The organism is Nocardia sp. NPDC049149, assembly GCF_043197455.1.
Taxonomy (GTDB): domain Bacteria; phylum Actinomycetota; class Actinomycetes; order Mycobacteriales; family Mycobacteriaceae; genus Nocardia.
Genome location: NZ_JBICTD010000005.1, coordinates 15200 through 29442 on the forward strand (window position 1 = coordinate 15200; position 14243 = coordinate 29442).

The 14243-nt window shown below is 66.2% G+C and carries 10 protein-coding genes and 1 tRNA gene; 4 read left to right on the forward strand and 7 right to left on the reverse strand.

Annotated features, from left to right (window positions below):
• Window positions 1-133 precede the first annotated feature (133 nt).
• From rpmE to argS, 7 genes are all read right to left on the reverse strand, one after another.
• Window positions 134-376, reverse strand: a complete 243-nt coding sequence (gene rpmE, locus ACGFNJ_RS20255; protein WP_393450112.1) for a 50S ribosomal protein L31 — start codon at window positions 374-376, stop codon at window positions 134-136.
• 620 nt (window positions 377-996) lie between these two features.
• Entirely contained in the window at window positions 997-3111 is a 2115-nt protein-coding gene (gene rho, locus ACGFNJ_RS20260; RefSeq protein ID WP_393450115.1) for a transcription termination factor Rho, read from the reverse strand.
• Window positions 3112-3469: 358 nt separating this feature from the next.
• A complete protein-coding gene (thrB, locus tag ACGFNJ_RS20265) occupies window positions 3470-4492 on the reverse strand; it encodes a homoserine kinase (protein WP_393452195.1) in 1023 nt (340 codons plus the stop codon).
• 25 nt (window positions 4493-4517) lie between these two features.
• Window positions 4518-5612: a threonine synthase gene (gene thrC / locus ACGFNJ_RS20270; RefSeq protein WP_393450118.1), complete on the reverse strand. Its 1095-nt coding sequence runs from the start codon at window positions 5610-5612 to the stop codon at window positions 4518-4520.
• Window positions 5609-6961 carry a homoserine dehydrogenase gene (locus ACGFNJ_RS20275; protein ID WP_393450121.1) on the reverse strand — a complete coding sequence of 451 codons (1353 nt, stop codon included), beginning with the start codon at window positions 6959-6961 and terminating at the stop codon, window positions 5609-5611. The genes thrC and ACGFNJ_RS20275 overlap by 4 nt, the downstream gene beginning before the upstream one ends.
• Window positions 6958-8379, reverse strand: coding sequence for a diaminopimelate decarboxylase (gene lysA / locus ACGFNJ_RS20280; RefSeq protein WP_393450124.1), 1422 nt, complete (start codon window positions 8377-8379; stop codon window positions 6958-6960). The genes ACGFNJ_RS20275 and lysA overlap by 4 nt, the downstream gene beginning before the upstream one ends.
• 128 nt (window positions 8380-8507) lie before the next feature.
• Window positions 8508-10166, reverse strand: a complete 1659-nt coding sequence (gene argS, locus ACGFNJ_RS20285) for an arginine--tRNA ligase (protein WP_393450127.1) — start codon at window positions 10164-10166, stop codon at window positions 8508-8510.
• 116 nt (window positions 10167-10282) lie between these two features.
• On the opposite strand from argS, the gene ACGFNJ_RS20290 reads away from it, so the two are divergent.
• The 4 genes from ACGFNJ_RS20290 (at window position 10283) to ACGFNJ_RS20305 (ending at window position 13587) form a co-directional block, all read left to right on the forward strand.
• Window positions 10283-11278, forward strand: coding sequence for a DUF3105 domain-containing protein (locus ACGFNJ_RS20290; RefSeq protein WP_393450130.1), 996 nt, complete (start codon window positions 10283-10285; stop codon window positions 11276-11278).
• Window positions 11279-11284: 6 nt separating this feature from the next.
• A complete protein-coding gene (locus tag ACGFNJ_RS20295) occupies window positions 11285-11995 on the forward strand; it encodes a DUF305 domain-containing protein (RefSeq protein ID WP_393450133.1) in 711 nt (236 codons plus the stop codon).
• 93 nt (window positions 11996-12088) lie between these two features.
• Window positions 12089-12161 (forward strand) — tRNA-Arg (locus ACGFNJ_RS20300).
• Window positions 12162-12771: 610 nt separating this feature from the next.
• A complete protein-coding gene (locus ACGFNJ_RS20305) occupies window positions 12772-13587 on the forward strand; it encodes a hypothetical protein (RefSeq protein ID WP_393450136.1) in 816 nt (271 codons plus the stop codon).
• Window positions 13588-14243 lie beyond the last annotated feature (656 nt).

Below are 14243 nucleotides of genomic sequence, written 5' to 3' on the forward strand. Positions count from 1 at the left end.
CTCTGCGGGCTGCGCGTCAACGCCGGAGGAGGTGGCTCAGCGTCACCACGTAGCCGTGGCGAAGACCTCTATCAGGCACTGACAAAGCACCGACGCCCGGCCTGCAGCGCAGGACCGGGCGTCGGCGAGGAAGCTACTTGGCTGCGGTGTCTTCCGCGCCCTTCTTGCCTGCACGCTTGCCGTAGCGAGCCTCGAAGCGGGCCACGCGGCCGCCGGTGTCGAGGATCTTCTGCTTGCCCGTGTAGAACGGGTGGCACTGCGAGCAAACTTCGACGGTGATGTGTCCGGACTCCTTGGTGCTGCGAGTCTGGAAGGTGTTGCCGCAACCACAGACGACCGTGGTGTCGACATACGTCGGGTGGATTCCTGCCTTCATGGGTGTCCTCTCGATATTGGTCGCCGGGTCGTTCGCACGCGGATTCGTGCCGAACGTGAACCGGAACCGACTAGGCGGGAGGTCTGCTCGAACGGAGCAGACGCAACGACCGTTCAGTATGCCAGAACTGTCGCTACGCTCCCAAAACGCCCCCGGGTGGTGGTTTGTTCCCGGGTATCCCCCGACTCTTCCCGCCCCTGGAAATAGCGTCACGCGGATCGGCGGTGTCTCAGGAACCCTGAAGTCGGGTAGTGCGCTACTCAAGAATGCGAACAGGAGCGTTCATAGAGTTTGAGACCTGAGCACAATGCCGTGCCTCGACACAGAGAGGAGAGCTGGTGAACTTCCGAGCCGCAGCCGCGATCTTCGGGCTCCTGATTCTCGCTGTCGTGGTTGGCTGGTGCGCCCGCCCCGACACCGTGATCTCGGCCGCCCCGGAGACCGCCGTATACGTCGAGGCCACGAGCACCGCCCCGGAGGGGAGCGCGGTGACGGCCACGGCGATCATTCTCGGTGTCCTGATCGGCGGCGCGGCATTGATCGGTCTCTTTTTCTTCAACCCACCAACGCCGAAAGGGCCTCGCATCAGCGAGACCCTTTCGGCAGCACAGCTTGTGAATCTATTCGTCCAGAGCGCCAGGCGCGGTCTTGCTCACCTGCATCAGGAACTCGAGGTTGTTCTTGGACTTCTTCAGACGGTCGATCAGCAGATCGATCGCCTGATGCGAATCCAGGCCGGACAGTACGCGACGCAGCTTGTGCAGCACCGCGGCCTCGTCCGGGCTGAGCAGTAGCTCGTCCTTACGGGTACCGGACGGGTTGACGTCCACCGCGGGGAACACGCGCCGTTCCGCGATCTTGCGGTCCAGCTTGAGCTCCGCGTTACCGGTGCCCTTGAACTCCTCGAAGATCACCGTGTCACCGGTCGAACCGGTTTCCACCATCGCGGTCGCGATGATCGTCAGGGAGCCGCCGTTCTCGATGTTGCGCGCCGCGCCGAGGAACCGCTTGGGCGGGTACAGCGCGGTGGAATCGACACCACCGGAAAGGATTCGGCCGGAAGCAGGCGAGGAGTTGTTGTACGCACGACCCAGTCGAGTGATCGAGTCGAGCAGCACGACAACGTCTTTGCCCATTTCCACCAGGCGCTTGGCGCGCTCGATGGCGAGCTCGGCGACCGAGGTGTGGTCTGACGGCGGCCGGTCGAAGGTGGAGGCGATGACCTCACCCTTCACCGAGCGCTGCATGTCGGTGACCTCTTCCGGACGCTCGTCGACCAGCACAACCATGAGGTAGACCTCGGGGTTGTTGATGGCGATGGCGTTCGCGATGTCCTGCATGATCGTCGTCTTACCGGCCTTCGGCGGCGAGACGATCAGGGCGCGCTGGCCCTTACCGATCGGCATGATCAGGTCGATGACGCGGGTGGTCAGCTTGTTCGGCTGAGTTTCCAAGCGCAGCCGCTGATTCGGGTACAGCGGGGTGAGCTTGCTGAACTCGGGGCGCCGCTTGGCCGCCTCGACCTCGCCACCGTTGACCGTGTCCAACCGCACCAGCGGATCGAACTTCTGTCGCTGGTTGCTCTGCTCGCCGTCGCGCGGAGCGCGCACCGCACCGGTGATCGCGTCACCGCGGCGCAGGCCGTTCTTGCGCACCAGATTCATCGAGACGTACACGTCGTTCGGTCCGGCCAGGTAACCCGAGGTGCGGACGAACGCGTAGTTGTCCAGCACGTCGAGAATGCCCGCAACCGGCTGCAGCACATCGTCTTCGCGGATTTCCAACTCGCGAGCCTCGCCGCCACCGCCGCCGGTTTCGCGGTCACGCCCACGACGCCGCTCGCGGAATCGACGGCCACGCCGGCCGCGGCCGCCTTCTTCGTCGTCGCCACCGCGATCATTGTTGCGGTCGTTGCGGTCGTTGCGACCGCCGTTGGCATTGCCGCCGTTGCCGTTCTGGTTGTTGCGCTCACCCGACTGGCCGCGCTCACCCGACTGGCCGCGCTCGCCGGACTGATTCCGCTCGCCCGACTGGTTGCGCTCGCCCGACTGGTTGCGCTCGCCCGACTGGTTGCGCTCGCCCGACTGGTTGCGCTCACGGCGGCGCTCACCCTGCTCGGTTTCCTGCTTCGGCTCGTCACCACGCGCATCGGCGGTAGCAGTCTCGCCGCCGGATCGCGCCTGGTCACGGCCGCGCCGCTGCCGACCACGACCACGCTGGCCCGCATCGCGGCCCGCGTCCTCGGTGGTTTCGGCCGCATTGGACGACGCGGTCTCGGCCGGTGCCGAGTTCACTGGGGCGGCATCCTTCGCCGGGGCAGCAGCCTCGACAACCGGAGCGACCTTCGCCGGGGCGGGATCCACATCGAGGGTCCCCTGTTCGGCCCGCGCGGGCGCAGGCGCAACGGCAGGCGCTTCCGTATTACCGGGCGTATCGGCCTTGGCGGAAACCGCGGACTTGGCCTGTCCCCCTTCGGGCTTTTCAGCCTTCGCCGGTTTTCCGGCCTGATTTTCCTTGATGGCGGCGATCAAATCGCCTTTGCGCATTCCGGAGGTGCCTCGGATACCGAGCTCCCCCGCGAGCGCGCGCAACTGCGGCAACAACATTCCAGTCAGCCCCGATCGTGCGACGTCGGTTTGTTCGCTCATCTTCGAAATCTGTCCGGAGTCACTTTCGCGGTCGCCTGTCGGGTTGGAATCCACCCCAGGTGTCGCGAGCAGGTCCGTATCTGTCACGGAAATCCTTTCCTTCCCCCGATTGCCGTGTGCTGTGTCGAGGGTTCGTCCCGCAGTCCGGGCATTCTGCCGGACTCGGATGCGTCCGTCCGCTTCGCCACCGGTGGTGAGAGGTGGGAGAGATCATTCCAGTTGCGCAGCTACGCAGCACCCCCATGGCCTGGAGGCTCGAGCCTGGAGCCTGCTGGAGCGATTGCCCTGATGAAGCACCGGCGTCTGATGCGCACGATGTACGGACTCGCTCAGGATAGCTGCCTATTGCGAATATCGGCAAGCCAGACGCGCCGTCGCCGTGCGAGCGTGGGATCTGGCGGCCACAATGCGGTGTCACCGCGCAGAATCCCGGGCGCGTCGCGCATCAATCACCGGTGATCAGAACCCCGTCGGCCAGGCCGGGTTCCAGCACGCGCAGGCCGTCCATGGCCGCGAGTTCGCGGAGTTCGGCAGGGAATTCGTCGGTGCCGAGTGCCAACACGGTCGGCCCCGCACCCGAAACGGTGGCCGCGATTCCGGCCGCTCGTAGCCGGGAAATCCAGGTGGTCGTCAATGGCAGCGCAGGGGCACGCTGGGCTTGATGCAGCCGATCGGCCGTCGCAGGCATCAGCAGATCCGGTCGCTGGGTCAGCGCGACCACGGCGAGCGCGGCCCTGCTGACGTTGAACGCGGCGTCCCCGTGCGGCACGACCTCGGGCAACAAACCCCTGGTGTGCGCGGTGGCCGAGCGTTCTTCCGGGATCAACACGATGGGGCGCAGCGCGGGGTGCGCATCGAGCCGGACGGCGCGGTAGACCCGGCCGTGATGCTCGGCCCTCGGCACCCCGTCCTGGCCGATGTCGGCGGCCCGGTCGGTCTCGGTCCACGACACCACGACGCCGCCGAGCACGCTGGCCGCCGCATTGTCCGGGTGACCCTCGAATTCCGAAGCGAGCTGCACCAATTGGTCGGCGGAGGTGGCCAGCGCCGGATCCAGCTTCGCGGCGAGCGCACACCCGGCGGCGAGCCCGCCGACCACGGCCGAGGCCGAGGAGCCGAGCCCGCGCGAATGCGGAATCACGTTGCGGCACACCACATCGAGGCCGTCGGCCCAGACGTCGGCCGACTCCAGCCCGCGCTCGATCGCGCGCACCACGAGATGCGAAGGGCCCCATGGCACGTCGTCGGCGCCCTCGCCCTCGACCCGGATCGTCAGTCCGGAAGTCGTAGTGCGCACCTCGATCTCGTCGTAGATACCCAAGGCCATGCCGAGCGAGTCGAACCCGGGCCCGAGGTTGGCGGTGGACGCGGGCACCCGCGCCGTCACCGAAAGACCCGCGGGCAGTGTGCGGCTCGCGCCGGCGCCGCGCGGGCGCCGACGCCCGTCCGCAGACTGGGTTTCGGCCAATAACTGGTCTTCGCGCGAATTCAACTCAGGCCAGCTCTAGTTCGGCGGCGACCGCGACCGGGTCGACCGGAATCGCCTGCACCTGGGGCATTCCCAGCAATGCGGTGTCCGGATCCTTGAGGCCGTTGCCGGTCACCGTGCACACCACGGTGAGACCCGCGTCCAGCCAGCCTTCCTTGCGCGCCGCGAGCAGCCCCGCGATGCTGGCCGCCGACGCGGGCTCGACGAATACTCCCTCGGTCGCGGCGACGAGACGGTACGCCGCCAGGATCTCGTCGTCGGTCGCGGCACGGAACGCGCCACCGGACTCGTCCTTGGCCGCCACCGCGGCATTCCACGAGGCAGGCGCGCCGATCCGGATGGCCGTCGCGATGGTCTCCGGGTTGCGCACCGGCGCACCGTTGACCAGCGGCGCGGCCCCCGCGGCCTGCACACCGAGCATGCGCGGCAGCTGAGTGGTGATGCCGTCGGCGTAGTACTCGCGATAGCCGCGCCAGTAGGCGGTGATGTTGCCCGCGTTGCCGACGGGCAGCGCGTGGACGTCGGGGGCCCGGCCGAGCACGTCACAGATCTCGAACGACGCGGTCTTCTGTCCCTCGATGCGCGCCGGGTTCACCGAGTTCACCAGGCCGACGCTCGGGAAATCCGAGGTGACCTTGCGCGCCAGTTCCAGGCAGTCGTCGAAGTTGCCGTCGACCTGAATGATTTTGGCGCCCAACATGACCGCCTGGGCCAGCTTGCCCATCGCGATCTTGCCCTGCGGGATCAGCACGGCACAGCTCATGCCTGCGCGGGTCGCGTAGGCCGCGGCCGATGCCGAGGTGTTGCCGGTGGAGGCGCACAGCACCGCCTTCTGGCCCTGGTACTTGGCATCGGTGATCGCGACCGTCATGCCGCGATCCTTGAACGAGCCGGTCGGGTTCAGACCCTCGACCTTGAGATATACCTCACAGCCGGTCAGCTCCGAGAGATGCGGCGCAGGCACCAGCGGCGTGCCGCCCTCGAACAGGGTGACCGGCTCCCAGTCGGCCGCACCCGCGATCCGATCCCGGTAAGCCGCGATCAGACCCGGCCAGCGCGAATGCACTCCGGCCTGCGGCGCCACGCCAGTCGTACTCATTCTTCGGTGCCTTCCAATCTAAGAACACTGGTGATGGATGTGACGGATTCCATCTCCGCCAGGGCGGCCACGGTGTCCGCGAGCGCCGATTCCAACGCGTGGTGGGTGACCACGACCAGGCGGGCTCCCGTGCCGTGCCCCTCTTGGCGGACGGTCGAGATGCTCACCTCGTGCTTGGCGAACTTGTCCGCCACCGCGGCCAGGACCCCGGGACGGTCTGCCACCTGCAGGTTCACGTGGTAGCGGGTGGGCGTGTCGCCGATCGGTGCGATCGGTAGCTCAGCATAAACCGATTCGCCGGGGGCGCGGCCACCGTAGAACTTGTTGCGGGCGGCCATCACCAGATCGCCGAGCACCGCGGAGGCGGTCGGCGCACCGCCTGCGCCCTGGCCGTAGAACATCAACCGGCCCGCGTTCTCCGCCTCGACGACCACCGCGTTGAAGGCGCCGCCCACGGCAGCTAACGGATGCTTGCGCGGCACCAGCGCCGGGTAGACGCGCACCGAGACGCGCTCCTTGCCGCCCTCGGCCGGAGTCGGCTCGCCAGGACCGGCGGCGACCCGCTCACAGATGGCGAGCAGCTTGACCGTGCAGTTCAACGCGGACGCGGTCTCCAGATCCTCGGAGCTGATCTTGGAGATGCCCTCGCGGTAGACATCGGCCGCGGTCACCCTGGTGTGGAACGCGAGCGAGGCGAGGATCGCGGCCTTGGCGGCGGCGTCGTAGCCCTCCACGTCGGCGGTCGGGTCGGCCTCGGCGTACCCGAGGCGGGTGGCCTCGGCGAGGGTGGCGGAGTAGTCGGCGCCGGTCTCGTCCATCGCGGAGAGGATGAAGTTGGTGGTGCCGTTGACGATGCCGACGACCCGATTGACCCGGTCACCGGCCAGCGACTGGATGAGCGGGCGGACCACCGGGATGGCCCCAGCGACCGCGGCCTCGAAGTAGAGGTCGGCGCGGTTGCGCTCGGCAGCAGCCGCGAGTTCGCCGGTGTAGTCGGCGAGCAGTGCCTTGTTCGCGGTCACCACGGATTTGCCTGCGTTCAGCGCGGCCAGGATCAGCCTGCGCGGCGGGTCGATGCCGCCGATGACCTCGACGACCAGATCGACGTCGTCGCGGGCGACCAGCGCGTCCGCGTCGGTGGTCAGCAGTTCGGCGGGGACACCGCGATCGGAGTCGAGATTGCGCACCGCGATGCCGCGCAGCACCAGGGGCGCACCGACGCGCGAGCGCAGATCTTCGGAATGCTCACGCAGGATCCGCACCACCTCGGCGCCGACATTGCCCATGCCGAGGACCGCGACGCCGATCGGCTGATCTCTCCCCCAGGAACTCTGAACAGGGTTTGTCATGATTCAACCTCCAAGCTGAGCAGGTCCGCCACCGTTTCCCGGCGCAGAATGAGTCGCGGCTGTCCGTCGCGCACCGCGACCACCGCAGGACGGGTCAGCTGGTTGTATCGGCTGGACATCGAATAGCAGTACGCGCCGGTCGCGGCGACCGCGACGAGGTCGCCCGGGCCGACGTCTTCCGGCATCCAGGTATCGCGGATGACGATATCGCCACTCTCGCAATGCTTTCCGACGACGCGGGCGACTACGGGCGCCGCCTCGGAGGAGCGCGAGACCAGTCGGCAGTCGTAGTCGGCCTGGTAGAGCGCCGGGCGGATGTTGTCGCTCATGCCGCCGTCGACGCTGATGTAGCGCCTGCGCAGGCCGCCGTCGAGGGAGACATCCTTGGTGGTGCCGACCTCATACAGGGTGACGGTGCCAGGGCCTGCGATCGCGCGACCAGGTTCCACCGCGATCTTCGGCTGCGGCAGACCGATGGCGGCCGCCTCGGCGGCGACCAGATCGCGCACCTTGGCCGCGAAGTCGTCCAGCGGCGGCGGATCGTCGTTCGGCAGGTACGAAATACCAAGTCCGCCACCGAGATCGAGCGTGGAGATCTGCGCGGTGCGCTCGACGCCGAACTTGTCGATCGCCTCGTGCAGCAGGCGGAGCATGCGGCGCGCGGCGATCTCGAAACCGTCGATCTCGAAGATCTGCGAGCCGATATGGCTGTGCAGGCCGACCAGGCGCAGGTTGTCGGCGTCGAAGACGCGGGCGAGCGCCTCCATGGCGTCGCCACCGGCGATCGAGAACCCGAACTTCTGGTCCTCGTGCGCGGTCGAAATGTATTCGTGCGTATGGGCTTCCACGCCGACGGTGACCCGGACCAGGACGTCCTGCACCACACCGGCGCGGCCTGCGATGGCTTCGAGGCGCTCGATCTCGATCAGCGAGTCGACCACGACATGGCCGACGCCCGCCGCGACCGCAGCCTCCAGCTCGACCGCAGATTTATTGTTGCCGTGCAAGGCAATTCGCTCGGCCGGGAAGCCTGCGTGCAATGCGATCGCGAGCTCACCGCCGGAACACACGTCCAGCGAGAGGCCTTCGTCGCGGATCCAGCGCGCGATCTCGCCGCACAGGAAGGCCTTGGACGCGTAGTGCACTCGGGCGTTCGGGCCGAAGGCGCGCACCATGTCGCGGCAGCGGGTGCGGAAATCGTCCTCGTCGACCACGAACAGCGGAGTGCCGAACTCGGCGGCCAGCTCGTGCACGGGCACGCCAGCAAAACTCACCACGCCGTCGGCGTCACGAGACGCGTTGCGCGGCCACACATTCGCGGGCAGATCGATCATCTGCTGCGGATCACGAGGGCGCTCAGGCAGATTCGGGGCGTGCGGGATTTCGGCATGCCGAGGTCCAGCCGGGTGTGCACTCACGACTCCGCCTCGCTGGCGCTCGGCTCTGTCGTGACTGCACAGGCAGCTGTATCTGTGATTCGCTCGCTGCGCTCACTCATGGGATAGGTGTCCCTTCTCGGCATTGTTTTGAAAGTTCCTGTGCCCGTTCACATGCGCTCCGGTGCGCTGACGCCGAGCAAGGCGAGGCCGTTCGCAAGGACCTGCCGGGTCGCGTTGACCAGCACCAGCCTGGCGGCGTTGGTGGGGCTGACGGGCTCGTCGCCGAGCGGAAGCACGCGCAGCGTCTTGCTGGTCTGGAACCGGTGGTAGGCGCCCGCCAGCTCCTCCAGGTAGCGGGCGACCCGGTGCGGTTCGCGCAGGCTCGCGGCGCTGGTCACCACGCGCGGGTACTCGCCGAGGGTGCGAATGAGCTCACCCTCCTCCTCCGCGGTGAGCAACGCGAGATCCGCGGTGACCTTGTCGTAGTCGAATTCGGCGGCGTTGCGCGCGATCGACGCGGTCCGCGCGTGCGCGTATTGCACGTAATAGACCGGGTTTTCGTTGCTCTGGCTGGCCCACAGGTTCAGGTCGATATCGATGCTCGAGTTCACCGACGAGCGCACCAGCGAGTACCGGCCCGCGTCGACGCCGATCGCGTCGACCAGGTCGTCGAGGGTCACCACAGTGCCTGCCCGCTTGCTCATCTTCACCGCGACACCGTCTTTGAGCAGATTCACCATCTGCCCGATCAGCACCTCGACGGTGGCCGGGTCCTCGCCCGACACCGAGGCGATCGCCTTCAACCGGCCGATATAGCCGTGGTGGTCGGCGCCGAGCATGTAGATGCACAGGTCGAAACCGCGCGCCCGCTTGTCCTGGAAATACGCGATGTCACCGGCGACATAGGCGGGATTGCCATCGCTCTTGAGCACAACGCGATCCTGGTCGTCACCGTATTCGGAGCTGGCGATCCACCAGGCGCCGTCCTTCTCGTACAGATCGCCGGAGGCCTTGAGCTTGGTGGTTGCCCGTTCGACCGCGCCCGATTCGAACAGCGAGCTCTCGTTGAAGTACACGTCGAAATCGGTGCCGAAATCGTGCAGCGACTCGCGGATCTGCGCGAACATCAGCTCGACGCCCTCGGAGCGGAACACTTCCTGCCGCTCGGCCGCGGGCAACGACACCACGTCCGGGTGCTTGGCCACGATCCGGTCGGCGATCTCGCCGATGTAGGCGCCCGCGTAGCCGTCTTCCGGGGTCGGCGCACCCGTGGCCGCCGCGACCAGCGACCTGGCGAACCGCTCGATCTGTGCGCCGTGATCGTTGAAGTAGTACTCGCGCACCACGTCCGCACCCTGGGCGGCCAGGATCCGGCCGAGCGCGTCACCGACCGCGGCCCACCGGGTGCCACCGAGATGCACCGGACCGGTCGGGTTGGCCGAGACGAATTCCAGGTTGATCCTGGTGCCCTTCAGCGTCTCCGCGGTGCCGTACGCGGCCCCCGCGGCGAGCACCTGCTCGAGAATGGCGCCCTGCGCGGACGCAGCGAGCCGAATGTTCAGAAAGCCGGGCCCGGCGACCTCGGCGACGGAAATCCCGTCGGCCGCGGTCAGCGCGTCGGCGAGCCAGGTCGCCAAATCCCGCGGATTCGTTCCTGCCTTCTTTGCCACTTTCATCGCCACATTCGTGGCATAGTCACCGTGTTCCGGGTTTCGGGGACGCTCAACAGTGACCTCGTCGGGCAGGACCGCGGGGTCCAGTCCGCGTTCGACAAGCACCTTCGCCGCAGTGGCGCGAAGGAGATCTGCAAGGTCAGCTGGAGTCACGAGTCTCTATCCTATGGTCTAGGCGGGTGTACACCTCGAGTGGGCACTGCGCCGCCACCGTCCGCGACCCACACAGCACGATGCGGATCCATCACGTCGAGAGAGCACCACGAGCGATGCCGAGCAGTCCCAGCGCCAAATCGGCCAAGGCCGCCAAAGCCGGAGCGAAGTTGTCGACTCCCCGCAAGGGCGGAGGCCGGGGCCAACTTCCCAAGAAGAATCGTCAGATCCCCTGGTTGGCCATTGGCGCTACCGCAGTCATCATCGCATTGATCGGGGTGCTCGCCTACAACCTGGTTCCCAAGTATCAGGAGAAGGCGGACCTGGAGAAGTACACACCGAGCGCACAGCGCAAGGACCCCTCGAACGAGATCCCCGGCGTAGTCAAAAAGGAATACCCGGCCGGGCTGCACATCGGCCCGACCCAGCGGGTGGCCTACGACCAGAGTCCGGCGTTCGGCGGACCGCACGACAGTTCCTGGGCGACCTGCACCGGCGTTGTGTACGACAAGCCGATCCGGACCGAGAACGCGGTGCACTCGCTCGAACACGGCGCGGTGTGGATCACCTACAACCCGGACAAGGTGAACGCTGCGGGGATCGCCGAGCTGAAAAGCAAAGTCGCGAGCAAGCCGTACAGCTTGATGTCGCCGTATCCCGGTCTGGACACACCGATTTCGCTGCAATCGTGGGGTCATCAGCTGAAGCTGGACAGTGCCGACGACAAGCGGGTCGGTCAGTTCATCTCCGCGTTGCGGTTGAATTCCTACACCTATCCCGAGGTCGGCGCGGACTGCTCGACGATCGCGTTCGACACCGACAATCCGCCGCCGTTCGACCCGACACCGCCAGGACCGGATGCGGTGCCGATGGACGGTAAGGGGTTGAAGCCGGATCCGTCCGAGATGCCGGGTGGGCTGCCCGGAGTGCCTGGCGTTCCCGGACTTCCGGGGCTGCCCGGGCTGCCCGGAGTGCCTGGCGTTCCCGGACTTCCGGGGCTGCCCGGGTTGCCTGGTGTGCCTGGTGCGCCGAATCCCGGTCAGCCCGCGCCTGTTCCGGGTCAGCCCGCGCCCAACCCCGGCCAGCCCGTCCCGCAGCAACCCAGGAGCTGATCGACAGTGTCCACCGATCTCGCGCCGGACTCCGCCGAGTCCGGTCTACGCGGTCAGATTCGACGCCAAAGCACCGCGCTGCTCGTGCTCGGCGCCATCGGCGCCATCCTGATCGGCGTCGCCATCGGCGCCCTGATCCGGTTGCCGCTGAACAATTCCGCCGAGCCGGACCCCGGCGCCGTCGACATCGGCTTCACCCAAGACATGTCGGCTCATCACGCGCAGGCCGTCGAAATGGCCGGCGTCGTCCTGGTCCGCTCCACCGACACCGATGTGCGCCGCCTCGCCTACGACATCATGACCACCCAGCAGAATCAGGTCGGTCGCATGCAAGGTTGGCTGCAGCTCTGGGGCAAGCCCGCGCACGGCGCCGACGGATACATGGGCTGGATGGTCGACCGGCCGGGCGGCCACGACCACGCGGCAACCACGCACGCCATGTCCGGGACCGTGCAGACCATGCCTGGCATGGCCAGCGCCGCCGACCTCGCCGCGCTCCGTCAAGCCACCGGCCCCGCACTCGACACCCTGTTCCTGCAGCTCATGCTGCGCCACCATCAGGGCGGCCTGCCGATGATCGACTACGCCGCCGAATACGCCGAAACCACCGCCGTCCGCACCCTCGCCGAGACCATGGACAAGACCCAGCGCGGCGAAGCTCAGCTCCTCGCCGCCATGCTCAGCACCCGCGGCGGCACCCCACTCCCACAGAACTGACCCGCCCAACACCCTTTTTGGCCTACGGCGACCGATGCGATACGCTTTCACCGCCCGATCGGCGGCCAACCAGCCCCGACCGAGTCCTATCCCGCCCTCGTAGCTCAGGGGATAGAGCGTCTGCCTCCGGAGCAGAAGGCCGCAGGTTCGAATCCTGCCGAGGGCACCGATCGAAAGGCCCCGACCAGCGTTGATCTGGTCGGGGCTTTTGCGTACCTACCACTCAGCCCGGCTAGATGACACGCGATGACACAACCGCACCCAAAGTCTTGGCCGCGTCCCTCAGTGCATCGTCCTGCGAATGTGTGTAAATCCTTGCTGTGACACTGGCATCCGCGTGCGCCAATCATGCGGCGAAGGGCACCTTCCAGAGTTGCATCACGGTGCCGCACGCCGCACACAGTCTCCCGTTCGGCCTGGTGGTCATGCCAGCCCACCTCATGAACGCATCAACCAAGTCCAGGCCTGGAACCCCCATCCATGCGCGACTTCTGTTCGTGGCCAACGCTGTTCGGCAATAACCGAGCAGTGCTTGGCACGCCCGATCGAGTGCCTCCGGCCGCACCAGGCGCGGTACCTTCCGAAATCGCTGTTCACGCGAGGATCTTCTGCCAAGGCTGGCGGAGAGTCCGGCTGGGGATACGCTGTCGGATGCGAGTTCCTGCTGTGTCGGAGCTAGCGGAGTCTCGGGCCGGTACTGCCGTGCCCAGCTGTCGAGCCGGAGGACCGTGTTGTGGGGTAAGTCGCTCTCCGAGCTGATCCAAAGACTCCTCGGAGTGACAAGGGGTGTAGCCGATATTCAGGTGCACAATCTGAGTGGGTTCAGTCACCAACTTTGCCGGGTTTCAGGGATCGGACAAACCGACGCAGAGATCGCGCTGATGGTTCGGGGAATCGATGTGCGGGCGATAGATCGTAATCTGATCAATGCCATCGACTATCACCGGCTCTACCTCGAAGCTCAGCGCTATGAGCGTAACGATCCGACAGTGGCGAAGGAAGTCCAACGCCTCGGACTCGTTGACCATGGCGATCCGGCGTTGGCGCAGATACTCCGGCGCCAAGGATTCGACGGCCCGCCTCGCCTCGTGGACGCCGAGGGCATGCGCGAGGCCATCGACGAAGGTTGGATAGAAATGTCCCGGGGCGTGCGAAGGCCGGAGGATGCAGAGAACTTCAAAACGGGCGACCTCTATCCGGGAGTAGGCAGTTCTGGCAGTGGCACTTATGTTTACGGCCGTGCACCCGGTTCGACCGAACCTGATTCGGCTCAGCTCCAGAAGTTTGCCGAGCACTACGCGGCCGGAGGCCTTGACCCGGGCGCAGTAATCCATATGGCGATGCGACCCGACGCGTTGACCACCGATTTGCGTTCCCTCACCGCAAAACGAGATGCGGAACTGGAATGGATCCGCGCAGAGTTGGAAAATACACCCGAAAAGTCTACGAGAAGAACAGAACTGGAAGAACGTATCAACGTGCTGTCGGACGTGGGAAGATATGCTGCTATTAAAGGTTACGATGCGTACCGGATCAACGACGTGTATGCGTGGGTGGTTCTGAACCGCACTGCGTTGATAGTCGAACGATGAGGGCGACAACAAGATAGGCGATCTATCCGCGAAGGGCAGGGACGCCCTCGATGCCACACCGGTGACACAAGCCCCACGGACGGCACCAGGCAACCGGATACCGAAACGCCAAGTCGCGGAACGTCAGCGACCACCCGGGACCTCAAAGCCTGCCCTGTCCTGCCTCCACAGCAGCATGCCGCAGGTTCGAATCCTGCCGAGGGCACCGATCGAGAGGCCCCGACCAGTCCAATCCGGTCGGGCCTTTCTGGTACGAGAACACACTTCGAAAGTCACGTGCCGCTTCATCCGACCAAGCAATCTTGCTATGATGACATCATCACGCAAGTGATGCTGGGCGGTGGACGCCGATGCCAGTCGACGTCCACCTGATGGGTTTAGCTAGCCCTTAACCAGCGGACCAGCACGAGCGCCCCGGCGATCACGGCAGCTCCGATCAAGATGATGCCGTAGTCGACCGGGGCCTTGCTCTTTGCCCGGCGATGTTTCGCCATTCCCCACCACCTCCTTCCTCGGCACGATGTGGCCTGGACCAGCTGCCACACCGTCCCTCGAGGGGAGGTGGAAATACCCTAAGTCACCAGAACCGTTGAAACACAACCAGTTCCGAAACTCACCGGACGCTCCGTTTTGGAACGTTCCAATAAGGTCGGTTC

Excerpts from the sequence above, each read along its gene's own strand:
- ACGFNJ_RS20275 (WP_393450121.1), bottom strand. The coding sequence starts at position 6,961 with ATGACAAACCCTGTTCAGAGTTCCTGGGGGAGAGATCAGCCGATCGGC.
- ACGFNJ_RS20290 (WP_393450130.1), top strand. The coding sequence starts at position 10,283 with ATGCCGAGCAGTCCCAGCGCCAAATCGGCCAAGGCCGCCAAAGCCGGA.
- thrC (WP_393450118.1), bottom strand. The coding sequence starts at position 5,612 with ATGAGTACGACTGGCGTGGCGCCGCAGGCCGGAGTGCATTCGCGCTGG.
- rpmE (WP_393450112.1), bottom strand. The coding sequence starts at position 376 with ATGAAGGCAGGAATCCACCCGACGTATGTCGACACCACGGTCGTCTGT.